Consider the following 14,684-nt stretch of genomic DNA (forward strand, 5'->3'; position numbering starts at 1 on the left):
CAGCCTTGAACTCGTCGGTGAAACGTTTGCTGGTCATAGATCCTCCGATCCTCAATAGACACTATCAGGTGTCTACGGAATCGGGGGCGTACCACACACTTTTCGAAAGTTTCTACCAATAGTGCAGCCTTTATTCCAGGGTGCGCATAACGAGACAAGAGGTATTCAGTTGGCGCATCACCGGCTTCAAGCCTTCTTAGAAGCTCGTCGGTCCAATTTTTCGCATTGTTTCTTAGCACTTCAGGCTCGTCGGACTTCACAAGCGAAATCATCGCGCCCCCTTCTCAAAGATCGCATTGATCGCAGCCGGTAGCTCTACACCCAACCCCAGCGCGTCCAACTCCTTACTAAGCTGATCAACTTGTTCGCCATTAAAGGGCTGATTCCGATAACGCCCAACAATGCCCTGCAGCTCGCGAGATGCCCATAATGGAACTGTCGACTCCAGTCCCAGGACGTCACGCAGAATGTTATTAGCGCTGCCCGCCATATTGATTTGATCAAGCTGCATCGAATGAATACTTCTTCTAGGGGCAATTCCCCGATCCACACCGTCTTGCTCTCCTTCTCTATAAGAAAGAACGACAACACTCGAATCTCGCACTGATGTCACGATGAATGGACTATGCGTCGCCACAACGAACTGGACCAACGGAAAGGCTTCAATAAGCCTCGGAAGCAGTGCTCTCTGCATAGACGGATGCAGATGATTTTCTGGCTCATCGATTATGACCGTGAAGGCCTTGGACTCATATGAGAACGTGTATATCTGCCAAGCCAAATCAATTAAAGCGCTAACACCGCCCGAGACCGCATCGAGAAGAAATTCTCCGCTACTGGTCACCAGCACTACGTCGGGCGTGCGAATCGCAAGCGTCTCAAATCCCAGCGTTTCTGGCAGAACCTTTTTGAGTACCTCAATAAAGCCTAGATATGCCTGAAGGAGCTCGGGCTTGCCATCGACGTAGGTATTGCCCTCGCCGAAGGTCGCCATCGATATGAGCGCCTCCTTCATACGAAAAAGCGGTGACGACCCGCTGGGAATACCATTCCAGCGGCTATAAAGCTCGCCGAGATAATTTCCATACGCCTGCGCCGCGGTGATTCCCTGAGTTGGAATCGACCCTATTTGCTGATATTGAGACAGCACACGATGCGATGGAATATAAAGCCCCTGCACCGTCTTCTGATCGGCGATTTGAACACTGTATTGAACGTCACTGGTGGTCGGTGCCCCAATGATTGCCTGGGTTCCATCGCTATACTTTATTCTTCCGATTCGTGTATGCGCCTGAGACTGCTCCTTCCTTTTTATCCATCCAAGAATGCCTTTAATTGATCCGGTTATGTAAGTGATCGCGCCGTTCTTATCTCGCCATGGCGTGGCAAGTAGAGGGCGCGACCATCCGAAATGTTGGGTAAGAAAGCCCAGGAGCGTTGTCTTACCCGCTCCATTGGCGCCGGTAATCACAGTCAACCGCGGATGAATTGGTACAGTTACATAATCAAACTGTCTCCAGTTCTCAACATAAAGCTCTGCGAACCTCACAGCCTCCATTGCACTCCCCTTCACACATTGCTTAGGCAGTAGTCGGTTGCCAAGGGTGGGGCGAGACTCACTTCTCGCGTCATAAGTGTACTTGGCCCCGTTGTTGGCGATGTGACGAGCGAAAACCCGCCCACTTCGTCAGTCATTGTCTTTTATCCAATCACTAATCACGCCCTTCTTGATTGAGTGGGCTGTGTCGTGCATGTTTTCAGTGAGAATCGTCGGCTTTGACGGCTGTGTGCGCAGGGTATCGAGATACAGTTGGGCCAAGGCGTACAGATACGCCTTATTATTTATTCCTGTCGGCGCTATTGCTGCCGCATCCTCCTGAAGCTTCATAGACCGGAGGATATCGAGTACCTCCTTCACCATATCCTCAAGGGTACGCGATGCTGTTGCCAATACAGGGCCAGCCGGCCGTCGCATGATCTCTTCGATCTTATGCTCGAGGCTTTGCCAGTGCGCATCAAAAGCCTTTTCCAAACGCTTATGGTCCAACCCTGCGTCGCCAAGGCGCTCATTAAGCGAGTCAATAATGGACAGGAAGCCAGTCCTGTCAGCCTTTTTCAACTGAAATTGTCCCAGGGGAGGCTTTACCTCAGACGGCTCCACACCAAAGAGCACGGCATGCACACGCGCGCTTTCCATTCCCTTGGCTATGGCACCTGCCTCGAATAAAAGCCATGGTGCCGACAAGCTTTCTGGAGTGAGGCAAATTATGCCATCTTTAGCTTCCCCCAGTTGGCCCATGATTGTCGGGAACCATGCCGTTCCGCTCTCAATGTCTCGATTTGACATAAATGGCTTCACAGCCTGAAGAACGTCTGGCAGCCAATCTCGAATGGCCTCTGCGAGCGCCGCTCCTCTATTCTGAGCAAAGCTGATAAATACTTTCATGGACTCCCCATCCTATTGGGGGATGATTCTGTCGCAGTTTAAAAGCAAGTGAAGGCTCGGGCGAAACCATTCACTTGGGCATCTCTGATGTTCCAACAAGCGAACCCAGCGGGATCAGGCTCACTTCTAAAGTCGTAAGCGAACCTGCCCCACTATTGACTTTGTCGACTTCAGTGCAAAGTGAATCAGCACAAGAATTCTTTAGGTGTGCCGAGTAAACACGCCTATCGCCGTCGTGAGTGCGAGCGCCAAAATTGTAACTATCCATAGAGCCACATCATCCTCGCTGCGTCCGGACTCGATATGCGCTCCATGGCTGCGCCAGTACCACAGTGACCCGCCAAAAATTAAGGCGAGAAGTGTCGTGTATATCGCGACCTTGGCACCGCTATCGCCAAGAAGGATAGCAATAGCGGGGATGCTGAAGTTTAGGGAAGGAAATGGGCTCGCCCTCCATCCCCCGGTCTTATTGATGATGATCGATACTAAGGCAATATCCAGGATGAACACCCAGACCTTGACCGATCCGATTGGAAGGCCACCATGCACACTTGCTCCGTATGCCGGGGTCCAAGTGGTAGCGAATGAATTAGTAGCAAGAACGGGGCCGATCGTAGCGAAAGTTATCGCGAGTATTAAAAACAGGAGCGCCGTTGGATTGCGAGCCCGCTGAATACGAATCCCGTGCTGCGGGTTATACCCTCTTGAAATGATTGATACCCCAACTGCCAAAATAGCGCTAAAAAAGAACTGAAAAACTAAGAGCGCAGATGACACAGTCAGCGAAGCATCCATCTTTCGCGCCACCCTTCACAAGATGAGTCCCTATATTAAAAAGGGACAACCTCTACATTTGCGAGCAGAGATTGTCCCGATTTGGCTTTTCATCAATTAAATAGTCTTAGCAGCTTTGACCGCAGCCCTAAGGGACTCCTCAGAAGCGCAGATAGCTATAAAATCCTCCCATTTAACCTTAATCCCATTTTCCTTTTGAGTTTTTCCCTTGCACCACGTAAGACCAGTCATTGTGGCGTAGCAGTCACCCAATTGATCATTTCCATCTCTGGATCGAACCTCAAGTTCGATACCCTTCTGTTTGACTTGCATATCGACTTCGAGCGATTTAATCCAAACTTGCATTTCCTTCCCCCAATTGAGTTCCATTAGATATCAGCCAAGCCTTGCGCTCGTCCGACAAGCTCCCAACCGTTTTGGCCAAGATCAACTCCGTTCTAGGCAGCCGTTTGCACTTCTCCTAACCGCAGCTCAGGAAGCTAGGTCAGCCAGTTGCCCCGGCTTCCTGGAGAAGAAGAACGAGATTCCACCATGCACTTCAGCGATTTGAGGATCAAGATACTTCTCCCCTTTTTCTTCAAGCAGTTGCTCCCAACGGGCCCTAATATCACGCCATGGAGCCTTTGCAATTCGCTGAACGTCATACCAGTGGTACAGCTCTCCGTAGCTTATATATGTTGTGCCATTGGCATACAGCTGATCCAGCCGCGCCCAAAGCTGGTCTTCGTGTCTCTTGATCATTGCTCGTTACCTATACCACGTCCTGCTACACATAAGATCACTTAAAGAAATAAGAGTCAACTATTCTTTTAAGGCGCGCAACCTCGTCACTCCTTTCGTCGAATGCTCAGGCCAGAGAAACTCGTCCTGCTTACTATTCCGCCCATTCAGCAAGAGCCGCAAGAGAGATTTGATCTCTAGGCGACACAAAAAAAGGCGGCATTGCTGCCGCCTTTTTTACTGGATGTCGGGATGAGGCTCACCCACACTTGCTATACCCACAATTCAAACAAGTCTGACACCCATCCATCAACACCAACGCCTTCGTATTGCACTTGGCGCACAACGTAGCCCCCGGCGGGAACCCGTTGCTCGATTCACCCGCAGCCGCCTCAGCTTCAACGCTCGGCGCCGCCTGGCTCACCTCAGTGTTTTTTTTTGCGCCAGCCTCATAGGCCGCACGCTTCTCGGCAATCAGACGCTTGGTCGACTCGTCCATCTCCGGGTCGTGGATCAGGCCGATGGTCTTCATATGCTGCTCGATCACCGCGCCGATCTCGGCCACGATGCTGGGCATATAGATGCCGCCGGGCTTGAAGTAGCCGCCGCGGGGGTCGAATACCGCCTTCATCTCTTCCACCAGGAAGGTGACGTCGCCGCCCTTGCGGAACACGGCGGAGATGATGCGGGTGAGCGCGACGATCCACTGGAAGTGGTCCATGTTCTTCGAGTTGATGAAGATCTCGAAGGGGCGGCGCTGCTCGTGGGGCGTGCCGGCGTTGAGCACGATGTCGTTTACGGTGACGTAAAGCGCGTGCTCGAACAGCGGCGACTTGATCTTGTAGGTGGAGCCGACCAGCGTCTCGGGACGCTCCAGGCTCTCGTGCATCTGGATGACTTCCGCCTTGGGCGCCTCCTTGGGCGCGGCGGGTGCGGCTACTGCGGCGGGCGCGGCCTTGTCCTCGGGCTTGACGACGTTATAGCCCTTGATCTTCTTTTCGATCTTGATCGCCATAGGGATGCTTCTTTTTTCTGATGTAGGCGGGAGGAGCGGCGCTGCACGGCCACAGGCCGGAAACGCACCGGCCCGGCACAAAGGCCGGGCCGGCACGTATTACGGCTTACTTCTTCTTGCGGGCGACCTTCTTGGCCGGCTTGCGCGCGGTCTTGACGGCGGCCTTCTTGCTGGCAGTGGACCTCTTGACCGCCTTCTTGGCGGTCTTCTTCACGGCGGCCTTCTTGGCCGTCTTCTTCACGGCCTTCTTGGCCGTCTTCTTGCTGCTGACCTTCTTTGCAGCCTTGCGGGCCGTCTTCTTCACGGCCTTCTTGGCGGTCTTCTTGGCGCCGGCCTTCTTGGTCGCCTTCTTCGCGACCTTCTTGGCGGCGGCCTTCTTCACCGCCTTCTTGGCGGTCTTCTTGGCGCCCGCTTTCTTCACCGCCTTCTTGGCGGCTTTCTTGGCGGTCTTCTTGGCAGCGGCCTTCTTCACTGCCTTCTTGGCGGCCTTCTTGGCCGGAGCGGCCTTCTTGGCAACCTTTTTAGCAGCCTTCTTGCGCGCCTTCTTGGGGGCGGCAGGGGCTTCGGCAGCAGCCGGGGCTTCCGGCATGGCCGGCGTGGCGATCGAATCGAAATCGGTATCAATGGACATCTGGGTTTCCCCTCCGACGTGAGTTCAGTACTTGGCGTGGGCCTGCGTGTATCAAGGCTTCAAAACAGCTTTCCGGACACAGGCCGACGGTTGCATGGCAACCGCCGGCCTGTGCTCAAAACTTGCCGTAATAGCCTTCCTTCAAGGCATCAAATAGGTTTGCGGCGGTGTGCAGCTCCCCGTCGTATTCCACTTCTTCGTTGCCTTTCAGTTCGATAACGCTACCGTCTTCCAATTCGAAGCGGTAGAGGGTGCTCTCAAGATCGGCTTCCTTCACCAGCACGCCCTGGAACGCGGCGGGGTTGAAACGGAAGGTGGTGCAGCCCTTGAGGCCCTGTTTATAGGCGTAGAAGTAGATGTCCTTGAAATCTTCGTACGGATAGTCCGTGGGCACGTTCGCGGTCTTGGAGATCGAGGAATCGATCCATTTCTGCGAGGCGGCCTGGATATCCACGTGCTCTTTGGGCGAGATGTCGTCGGCGGACACGAAATATTCCGGCAGCTTGGACTGCGGATCGTCGCTGAACGGCATGGCGGCGGCATTGATGAGGCCGCGGTAGGCGAGCAGCTCGTAGCTGTACACCTCGACCTTTTCCTTGGTCTTGCGGCCTTCGCGGATCACGTTGCGCGAATAGTGGTGGGCGAAGCTCGGTTCGATGCCGTTGCTGGCGTTGTTGGCCAGCGACAGCGAGATGGTGCCGGTGGGCGCGATCGAGCTGTGGTGGGTGAAGCGGGCGCCGACTTCGGCGAGCTCAGCCACCAGGTTCGGCGCCACCGAGGCCACGCGCTGCATGTAGCGGCTGTACTTGGCGTGCAGCACGCGGCCGGGGATGGCGTCGCCCACCTTCCAGCCGTCGGCGGCCATTTCCGGGCGCTTGCGCAGCATGTCGCCGGTGACGGTGAACTCCTGCGCCAGGATCGGGGCCGGGCCCTTTTCCTTGGCCAGGTCCAGCGCCACTTCCCAGCCGGCCACGGCCATCTCGCGCGAGACGTCCTCGGTGAAGGCCACCGCGTCGGCGTTGCCGTAGCGCATCTTCAGCATGGTGATGGTGCTGCCCAGACCCAGGAAGCCCATGCCGTGGCGGCGCTTGGACAGGATCTCGTTGCGCTGCTGCTGCAGCGGCAGGCCGTTGATCTCCACCACGTTGTCGAGCATGCGGGTGAATACCTTCACCACTTCGCGGTATTCGTCCCAGTCGAAGCGGGCCTTGGGGCCGAAGGGGTCGCGCACGAAGGTGGTGAGGTTGATCGAGCCCAGCAGGCAGGAGCCGTACGGCGGCAGGGGCTGCTCGCCGCAGGGGTTGGTGGCGCGGATGTGCTCGCACCACCAGTTGTTGTTCATCTCGTTGACCTTGTCGATCAGGATAAACCCCGGCTCGGCGTAGTCGTACGTCGAGACCATGATCATGTCCCACAGATGGCGGGCGCGGATGTGGCCGTAGATCTTGCAGGCGACCAGGCCGTCCTCGCGGGACACGTAGTTCTGGTGGGTGGGCCACTCGCGCCACACCACCTTGGCCGGGTCGGTCAGGTCGATCTCGTCCTGTTCCTTCACGTGCACCGGGAAGACCATCGGCCAGTCCTGGTCGTGCTCCACCGCCTGCATGAAGCCGTCGGTGATCAGCAGGCTCAGGTTGAACTGGCGCAGGCGGCCGTCCTCGCGCTTGGCGCGGATGAATTCCTTGACGTCCGGATGGCTCACGTCGAACGTGCCCATCTGCGCGCCGCGGCGGCCGCCGGCGGACGACACCGTGAAGCACATCTTGTCGTAGATATCCATGAAGGACAGCGGGCCGCTGGTGTAGGCGCCGGCGCCCGACACGTAGGCGCCGCGCGGGCGCAGCGTGCTGAACTCGTAGCCGATGCCGCAGCCGGCCTTCAGGGTGAGACCCGCTTCGTGCACCTTCTCCAGGATGTCGTCCATGGAGTCAGTGATGGTGCCCGACACGGTGCAGTTGATGGTGGAGGTGGCGGGCTTGTGCTCCAGCGCGCCGGCGTTGGAGGTGATGCGGCCGGCGGGAATCGCACCGCGGCGCAGCGCCCACAGGAAGCGCTCGAACCAGTGCTGGCGCAGCTCCGGCGTGGCTTCCACTTCGGACAGCGCGCGCGCGACGCGCTGGTAGGTTTCGTCGACGCTGCCGTCGACCGGATCGCCCGACTTGGCTTTCAGGCGGTATTTCTTGTCCCAGATATCGTAGGACGCTGGCTGCAGCGGAATCATGGCGACGCCGTCTCGATTGATTTCCGCACCCACAGCTGGTGCACGCACAGTGCTCATCGGCTTCCTGACCTCCCGGTTTGGCCTCACGGCCCCGTTGTTTTTTCTTAGTCTGGTTTGGACCGTCCGCGCGTACGTCGCTGTGTGCGAGGCCGTGCCTGGCGTCCCCCTGCCGACTCTGCGACAACTCCCCCTAGAGCTGTCACTTTGGCACCAGCATTAGTTGGAGCGCCGGCGCCTATACACAAGATGTTGTGGTGCGAACGGAGGTGCAAGTTACCCCTGGGATCGTCCGATGTCAAAGATTTTTGCGCGCGATCACGTTCGGAACTGTCAGCGTTGAGTTACGTCGAAGTGAGCGGCTTTCCGACGCGCGTGTCGGCGCTTAGCTGATGTGCGCGACAGGTATTTCGGAGGGCTCGGTAGGGCTTGTCTGAAGCCGCTGTCGTCCCGACAAAGTGGCCGTGCCGCGCGTCTTAAGATGCCGGCCGGCCGATCGACCAGAACCGCCGCGTCCGTCGCCGGATGCGCTCACTCGAAAGGGAGTCGTTTTCCATGTCGCACCGCCGTATCCGTCCGCTCGCCGCCCTGTTCGCCGCCGTGCTCGGCCTGGCCGCGCCGCTGGCCAGCCAGGCTTCCCTGCCCGCTACCGTCGACGGCCAGCCGCTGCCCTCGCTGGCGCCGATGCTGGAGAAGGTGACGCCGGCGGTGGTGAACATCTCCACCAAGACGCGCGTGCAGGTGCGCGATCCCTTCTTCGACGACCCGGTGTTCCGCCAGTTCTTCGGCGTGCCTGGCACGCAGCGCGAGCGGGTGGCGCAAAGCCTGGGTTCGGGGGTGATCGTGGATGCGGCCAAGGGCTACATCCTCACCAACAACCACGTGGTGGGCGGCGCGGACGACATCACGGTGAGCCTGCAGGACGGCCGCGACTTCAAGGGCAAGCTGATCGGCACCGACCCGGACACCGACGTGGCAGTGGTGCAGATCCAGGCCACCGGATTGCAGGCGCTGCCCATTGCCGATTCCTCGAAGCTGCGCGTAGGCGATTTCGTGGTGGCGGTAGGCGATCCCTTCGGGCTCAGCCAGTCGGTGACGTCGGGCATCGTGTCGGCGCTGGGGCGTTCGGGCTTAGGGGGAACCGGCTACCAGAACTTCATCCAGACCGATGCCTCGATCAACCCCGGCAACTCCGGCGGCGCGCTGGTGAATCTGCGCGGCGAGCTGGTGGGCATCAACACCATGATTTTCTCGCCCTCCGGCGGCAACGTGGGCATCGGCTTCGCCATTCCCACCAATCTCGGCCGCGACGTGATGGAGCAGCTGATCGCGCACGGCAAGGTGAGCCGCGGCAACCTCGGCATCGAGACCCAGGACATCACCCCGCGCATCGCCCAGGTGCTGGGCCTGAAGAACGCCAGCGGCGCGGTGGTGACGCGAGTGAGCGCGGGCTCCGCCGCGGACGGCGCCGACATCGAGACCGGCGACGTGATCACCGCCATCGACGGCAAGCCGCTGCGCAACTCGCAGGAACTGCGCAACGCCGAGGGCCTGCTGCCGGTGGGCAGCACGGTGAAGCTGACGGTGCAGCGCAATGGCGCCAACCGCGAAGTGACCGCGAAGCTGACGCCGGAGAAGCTGGCGACGGTGGATGGGGCGGCGCTGGATCCGCGCCTGGCCGGGGTGACGTTCAGCGATCTGCCGCAGAGCCTGCGCAGCCAGGGCGTGGCTGGCGTGGCGGTGCAGAGCGTGAAGCCGGGGAGCCGGGCGGCGCTGGCCGGGCTGGGTGTAAGCGACGTGGTGATCGGCGTGGGGAATGCGCGGATTCCGAATCTGGCGACGTTGAAGCGGCTGGCCGGGGTGAAGCCGCGGCAATTGGTGCTGGTGGTGTCGGGGGATGAGGGTGTGCGGTACGTCGATGTGCGTTGATGCTGCATCCGACCCAGCGAGCGGCGTAGGTTGGGGTGAGCCGATAGGCGAACCCCAACGTTGCGAGCTGTTGGGGTTCGCCTTTGGCTCACCCCAACCTACGGGCGCTGAACGGGATCCGCGTCGCAAAACCCCCTGATATCCACCCCTCCCGTCAGCCCCCATTTCATTTTCTTGCCCCACGATGGCAGGCGAGGGAGTTTCCGGGCGTTTTTTCTGACCCCGAGCGCATTGATTCGCTTGATTGTTCTCAAGCAGCCGGATGAAATACCGCAGCTTTGTCCGACGCATGCGCGCCATGACGGCAGTACGCGGTCCCATCTCCAGTCGAACCCCGGGGTTTCCCATACCTATGTCTTTCCGTCTCGCACGCATCCTTTCCGTCGCGCTGCTCAGCGTTGCCGCCGCCTCCGCGGCGCAGGCCGCGCCCAAAGCCAAGACTTCCAAGAAACCGGCCCAGCCGGCCGCTCCCACGCTGGTCTGGCGCGGCGACCAGGCGACGGCGCGCGGTCTGGTTACCGACGTGGCCAAGGCCTACGAAAAGGCCGGCAAGGGCAAGATCGAGGTGCAGCCGTTCAACACGGTCTCGGGCCTGGACGCAGTAGCCAAGGGCACCGCCGATTTCGCCGGTTCCGCGCGCGGTCCGGACGGTACGGCCGAGAGCAGCCTGGTGTTCACGCCGGTGGCGTGGGATGCGCTGGTGATGATCACCTACCCGTCCAACCCGGTGAACAGCCTGACCCTGAGCCAGGTGCATGACATCTACTACGGCAAGATCACCAACTGGAAGGACGTCGGCGGCAACGATCAAGAGATCGACCTCTACGCCGTGGCCAGCCCCGGCGACGGCGTGGAATACAGCCTGCGCAAGCTGCTGTTCGGCCGCGGCAATCAGCCGGTGGCGGCGCCGCGCCTGTACGTGAACACCATGAAGCTGGAAGAGGCGGTGACGCTGGATCCGAAGGCGCTGGGCGTGACCACGCTGGCCGGCGTCAGCGGCAACCGCAAGGTGAAGACGATCAACATCAACGGCACCCCGCCGAGCCCGGCCACGGTGAAGGACGGCAGCTATCCGCTGTTCATCCCGGTCTACCTGATCACCAGCGACAACAGCCCGAAGGTGGCGCAGCTGAAGGTGTTCATGGACTTCCTGGGCACCGACGCCGCACGTGACGTGGCCCGCAAGCACGACCTGGTGCCGTACGACGAGGCGCCGGCGCTGGCCGAGCTGGACGTGTCGCGCCGCGCCAAGATCCTGGCCGAAGTGGGCGCCCGCCCGGTGTCGAACGAGCCGGCCGCGACGCCGACGCCGGTGGCCGCGCCGGGTGCGATGTACGCCTCGCGCGTGGCGACCTCGCCGACCTCCGAGCTGACCCAGCAGTCCAAGCAGGACCTGCAGGCGCGCAACGACGCCAGCGCCGAGAAGAAGGCCGAAGCCGTGGCCGCCGCCACCGGCGACAAGACCTACATCGTGGCCAAGGGCGACACGCTGTCGTTGATCGCCAAGAAGAATTCGGTGACCGTCGCCGACCTGCGCAGCTGGAACGATCTGAAGAACGACAACGTGAAGATCGGCCAGGTGCTGAAGCTGGGCCTCTGACGCGCACCGTGCGCATCCGGGCCCTCACGCTCGACCTCGATGACACGCTCTGGCCGGTACTCCCCGCGCTGGAGCGTGCCGACCAGGAGCTGGACGCCTACCTGCGCCAGCATTACCCCGACGTAGCGCGCGCCTGGCCCATTCCGGCCATGCGCGCCCTGCGCGCCCAGGTGGCGCAGGAACACCTGGAACTCGCCCACGACTTCACCGCTCAGCGCCACATCACCATGCAGCGCGCCTTTACCGCGTGCGGCATCGCGGAAGCGCCGCTGGACGTGCTGTGGGACATCTACTTCACCGCCCGCAACAGCGTGGAGCTCTACGCCGACAGCCTGCCGGCCCTGCAACGCATCACCGCCACCTTCCCCGTCGCCAGCCTCACCAATGGCAACGCGGACCTCGACATGATCGGGATCCGCGCGCATTTCGCGCATCACATCTGTGCGCGGGATACCGGGATCGCCAAGCCCGATGCGCGGATTTTTTCCGCCGCCGCGGAACGTTTAGGGGTGGCGCCGGAGGAAATCCTGCATGTCGGGGACGATCCGGTGCTGGATGTGGCCGGGGCGCGCGAGGCTGGATTACGCACGGCTTGGATCAATCGTGAGCGCGTGGCGTGGCCGGAGGCGCTTGGGGCACCGCCGGAGTTGGATCTGGCCGATATGACGGCGCTGGCGGATTGGTTGGAGATGCAGAGCGCTGCGAAGTGAAGCTCTTCTCCCCTCCGGGGAGTACGCGGGGAGCGCACAGGGATGTGCGCGGCTTTGAGGAGCGAGGAAGATGCCGGCAGGCAGATGAGGGGGCGCTCTAGCGACGACGCTTCAACGAAGCGAAGAAAAGCTCTTGGCTTTCTCGACCCTCAGCTCATTGCTCCGCCCGGCCCCTCACCCCGACCCTCTCCCCGGAGGGGAGAGGGGGATGTCGATTAACGCGAAAACCGAGCAAAGAGCACGCGGCGCAGCCGCGGCGTTCCGCTTGTGCGCTTTTGCTCTTGATCCACCGGGTCCCCTTGGCGCCGGCGGTGAGGGCTGGACGAAAAGGCCCCCGCAGGGGGGCGGGGACACGATGTCCCCGCCTTTTTGATCAGGGCAAGGATGCCCTGTCAAAAAGCCCGGCCAGCCCTCACGGACCCGTAGGTGGCGTAGCCACCGGAGGGCGCCAAGCAGGGTGCCCTCTCTTTCTGGTTACTTTTTCTCTGGGCACGCAGAGAAAAAGTAACTCGCCCCGCGGCAGCGGGGCGAAACCCTCGCCAACGGCGAGACCCACAAACCTCACCACGACAACCAAGCCATACAGTGACTGGATTCCGGCCTACGCCGGAATGACGGCTAGGAAGTGGCGACGCAGTCGCCCAACCACCCAAAAGCGCGCATCATTGCGCGCCACGCCAAGCAAGCCGCGCCCCCGCGCGGCGATGGAGTCCCATGTCCCTGATCGAACGCAAAACCGGCGACCGCCAAACCATCGCCCTCGAAACCACCGACACGACCCACCTCGCCGCCAGCAAAAAACGCCTCAGCGCCGCCCAGCGCAAATGGCTGGAACAGACCGGCTTCGAAGCCGCCCCCGGCAGCATCGCCCTGCTCCCGGACGCCAACGGCAAACTGCAGCGCGTGCTCGCCGGCGTCGACGCAGGCGATGCGCTCAACGCCATCGCCCACCTGCCGAAAACGCTGCCGGAAGGCAGCTATCACCTTGCCGATGAAGGCGTACTCGCCGACCCCGCGCAGGCCGCCCTCGGCTGGGCCCTCGGCGCCTACGAGTTCACCCGCTACCGCAAAGCCAGGCGCGCACCGGCCACGCTGGCCGTCAAGGCCGCCGAGCTGAAGACGCTGGCCCCGCTGGTCGACGCCACCGCGCAGGTGCGCGACCTGGTCAACACGCCCACCGAGGACATGGGCCCGAAGCAGCTCGCCGAGGCGGTGAACCAGCTCGGCAAGGCCTACAAGGCCAAGGTGCGCGAGTGGGTCGGCGACGAGCTGCTCAAGGCCAACTTTCCCACCATCCACGCCGTGGGCCGCGCCAGCCATCGCGCGCCGCGCCTGATCGAACTGACTTGGGGCAAGAGCGGCGATCCGCTGCTGTCCGTGGTCGGCAAGGGCGTGTGCTTCGACACCGGCGGCCTGGATCTGAAAGCCGCCGACGGCATGCGCTGGATGAAGAAGGACATGGGCGGCGCCGCGCACGCGATCGCGCTGGCGCGCCTGATCATGGACGCGAAGCTGCCGCTGCGCCTGCAGCTGCTGATCCCGGCGGTGGAGAACGCGGTGAGCGGCAATGCGCTGCGCCCGGGCGAGGTGGTGATCACCCGCGCCGGCCTCAGCGTGGAGATCGACAACACCGACGCCGAGGGCCGCCTGGTGCTGTGCGACGCGCTGACCTATGCGGGCGAGCAGCAGCCGGACCTGATCGTGGATTTCGCCACGCTCACCGGCGCCGCGCGCGTGGCGCTGGGGCCGGACCTGCCGGCGCTGTTCGCCAACCGCGACGAGCTGGCCGAGCAGGCGCTGGCCGCCGGCCAGGCCGTGCAGGACCCGCTGTGGCGCCTGCCGCTGTGGCGTCCGTACCGCAAGATGCTCGACTCCTACCTCGCCGACTTCGCCAACAGCGGCGCCTCGCGCCACGCGGGCGCGATCACCGCGGCGCTGTACCTGGAGCGCTTCGTCGCCGACACCACGCCGTGGCTGCACCTGGACACGTATGCGTGGAACGATGGCGACCGCCCGGGCCGTCCGCGCGGCGGCGAGGCGATGGGCCTGCGTGCGCTGTTCGCGCTGCTGCAGAAGCGCTACGTGCGGGCGTAGCCCGCAGGTTGGAGTGAGCCGCAGGCGAACTCCAACGTCGCGCATCGGCAGGCGGCCGTATGCGTTGGGGTTCGCTGCGCTCACCCCAACCTACACCGGAAGCCGTGGACATCGCGGCCCAACTCGTGGGCGATGTCGGCCAGCACGCGCTGCAGACGCAGCAGCACGTCGTCGCTGCGGAAGCGGCGCAGGCGGTAGCCCTTGCCTTCGAGGGTGCGGGTACGCGCGCAGTGGTAGCACGGCGCGGCCTGCACGCGGCCGTCGTCGATCTCGACGATCAGCCGCGCCGGCACGCAGACCATGTCGACCAGATAACCGGCGATCAGATGGTGGCGGCGGAAGCGGTAGCGGACGGTGTCCTCGCCCTGCAGCGCCAGCCACAGGCGGCGCTCGGCCTGGACGCATTGCTGGCGTTGCTGGTCGGCCTGGCGGCGGAGGTGGTGCATGGGGCGCTCCTGGCGATCGGGGGAAGCACAGTGGGCGCCTGCGCCCCCTGCCCCGGCCATCGGGCGCCGCCGCGCCGCGC

12 protein-coding genes are annotated in these 14,684 nt (G+C 61.7%); 4 read left to right on the forward strand and 8 right to left on the reverse strand.

Annotated elements, in window-relative coordinates:
- Nucleotides 1-268: 268 nt before the first annotated feature.
- From FHW85_RS21635 to FHW85_RS21665, 7 genes are all read right to left on the reverse strand, one after another.
- Nucleotides 269-1,558: an ATP-binding protein gene (locus FHW85_RS21635; protein WP_168649617.1), complete on the reverse strand. Its 1,290-nt coding sequence runs from the start codon at nt 1,556-1,558 to the stop codon at nt 269-271.
- A gap of 129 nt (nt 1,559-1,687) precedes the next feature.
- Complete coding sequence (locus tag FHW85_RS21640) at nt 1,688-2,446, reverse strand: toll/interleukin-1 receptor domain-containing protein (RefSeq protein ID WP_168649618.1); 759 nt, start codon at nt 2,444-2,446, stop codon at nt 1,688-1,690.
- 201 nt (nt 2,447-2,647) lie between these two features.
- The gene (locus FHW85_RS21645; protein ID WP_168649619.1) at nt 2,648-3,241 is read right to left on the reverse strand and encodes a hypothetical protein; all 594 of its coding nucleotides are present in this window, start codon (nt 3,239-3,241) and stop codon (nt 2,648-2,650) included.
- Between the two features lie 471 nt (nt 3,242-3,712).
- Nucleotides 3,713-3,982 (reverse strand): hypothetical protein, encoded by a 270-nt coding sequence (locus tag FHW85_RS21650; RefSeq protein ID WP_168649620.1) that lies wholly within the window; start codon nt 3,980-3,982, stop codon nt 3,713-3,715.
- A 238-nt stretch (nt 3,983-4,220) separates the two neighbouring features.
- Nucleotides 4,221-4,976 (reverse strand): NrdJb, encoded by a 756-nt coding sequence (locus FHW85_RS21655; protein WP_167258535.1) that lies wholly within the window; start codon nt 4,974-4,976, stop codon nt 4,221-4,223.
- Nucleotides 4,977-5,082: 106 nt separating this feature from the next.
- Nucleotides 5,083-5,565, reverse strand: coding sequence for a histidine biosynthesis protein HisIE (locus FHW85_RS21660; protein ID WP_168649621.1), 483 nt, complete (start codon nt 5,563-5,565; stop codon nt 5,083-5,085).
- A 157-nt stretch (nt 5,566-5,722) separates the two neighbouring features.
- Nucleotides 5,723-7,885: an adenosylcobalamin-dependent ribonucleoside-diphosphate reductase gene (locus tag FHW85_RS21665; RefSeq protein WP_168649622.1), complete on the reverse strand. Its 2,163-nt coding sequence runs from the start codon at nt 7,883-7,885 to the stop codon at nt 5,723-5,725.
- Between the two features lie 495 nt (nt 7,886-8,380).
- Between FHW85_RS21665 and FHW85_RS21670 the strand changes: the two genes are divergently transcribed.
- The 4 genes from FHW85_RS21670 to FHW85_RS21685 all read left to right on the forward strand — a co-directional run bounded on the left by FHW85_RS21670 (nt 8,381) and on the right by FHW85_RS21685 (nt 14,158).
- A complete protein-coding gene (locus FHW85_RS21670) occupies nt 8,381-9,754 on the forward strand; it encodes a Do family serine endopeptidase (RefSeq protein WP_167258529.1) in 1,374 nt (457 codons plus the stop codon).
- Between the two features lie 352 nt (nt 9,755-10,106).
- On the forward strand, nt 10,107-11,354 hold the full coding sequence (locus FHW85_RS21675; protein ID WP_167258527.1) for a substrate-binding domain-containing protein: 1,248 nt from the start codon (nt 10,107-10,109) through the stop codon (nt 11,352-11,354).
- Between the two features lie 8 nt (nt 11,355-11,362).
- Entirely contained in the window at nt 11,363-12,064 is a 702-nt protein-coding gene (locus FHW85_RS21680) for an HAD family hydrolase (RefSeq protein ID WP_167258525.1), read from the forward strand.
- A 714-nt stretch (nt 12,065-12,778) separates the two neighbouring features.
- Nucleotides 12,779-14,158, forward strand: coding sequence for a leucyl aminopeptidase family protein (locus FHW85_RS21685; RefSeq protein ID WP_168649623.1), 1,380 nt, complete (start codon nt 12,779-12,781; stop codon nt 14,156-14,158).
- Between the two features lie 80 nt (nt 14,159-14,238).
- Here FHW85_RS21685 and FHW85_RS21690 read toward each other — a convergent pair whose 3' ends face one another.
- The gene (locus FHW85_RS21690; protein WP_168649624.1) at nt 14,239-14,604 is read right to left on the reverse strand and encodes a DUF559 domain-containing protein; all 366 of its coding nucleotides are present in this window, start codon (nt 14,602-14,604) and stop codon (nt 14,239-14,241) included.
- Nucleotides 14,605-14,684 lie beyond the last annotated feature (80 nt).

This window comes from Dyella sp. SG609 (assembly GCF_012275375.1).
In the GTDB taxonomy this organism is placed as follows: Bacteria; Pseudomonadota; Gammaproteobacteria; order Xanthomonadales; family Rhodanobacteraceae; genus Dyella_D; species Dyella_D marensis.

Excerpts from the sequence above, each read along its gene's own strand:
- FHW85_RS21650 (WP_168649620.1), bottom strand. The coding sequence starts at position 3,982 with ATGATCAAGAGACACGAAGACCAGCTTTGGGCGCGGCTGGATCAGCTG.
- FHW85_RS21690 (WP_168649624.1), bottom strand. The coding sequence starts at position 14,604 with ATGCACCACCTCCGCCGCCAGGCCGACCAGCAACGCCAGCAATGCGTC.
- FHW85_RS21640 (WP_168649618.1), bottom strand. The coding sequence starts at position 2,446 with ATGAAAGTATTTATCAGCTTTGCTCAGAATAGAGGAGCGGCGCTCGCA.
- FHW85_RS21675 (WP_167258527.1), top strand. The coding sequence starts at position 10,107 with ATGTCTTTCCGTCTCGCACGCATCCTTTCCGTCGCGCTGCTCAGCGTT.
- FHW85_RS21660 (WP_168649621.1), bottom strand. The coding sequence starts at position 5,565 with ATGCCGGAAGCCCCGGCTGCTGCCGAAGCCCCTGCCGCCCCCAAGAAG.
- FHW85_RS21655 (WP_167258535.1), bottom strand. The coding sequence starts at position 4,976 with ATGGCGATCAAGATCGAAAAGAAGATCAAGGGCTATAACGTCGTCAAG.
- FHW85_RS21645 (WP_168649619.1), bottom strand. The coding sequence starts at position 3,241 with ATGGATGCTTCGCTGACTGTGTCATCTGCGCTCTTAGTTTTTCAGTTC.
- FHW85_RS21685 (WP_168649623.1), top strand. The coding sequence starts at position 12,779 with ATGTCCCTGATCGAACGCAAAACCGGCGACCGCCAAACCATCGCCCTC.
- FHW85_RS21665 (WP_168649622.1), bottom strand. The coding sequence starts at position 7,885 with ATGAGCACTGTGCGTGCACCAGCTGTGGGTGCGGAAATCAATCGAGAC.
- FHW85_RS21635 (WP_168649617.1), bottom strand. The coding sequence starts at position 1,558 with ATGGAGGCTGTGAGGTTCGCAGAGCTTTATGTTGAGAACTGGAGACAG.
- FHW85_RS21670 (WP_167258529.1), top strand. The coding sequence starts at position 8,381 with ATGTCGCACCGCCGTATCCGTCCGCTCGCCGCCCTGTTCGCCGCCGTG.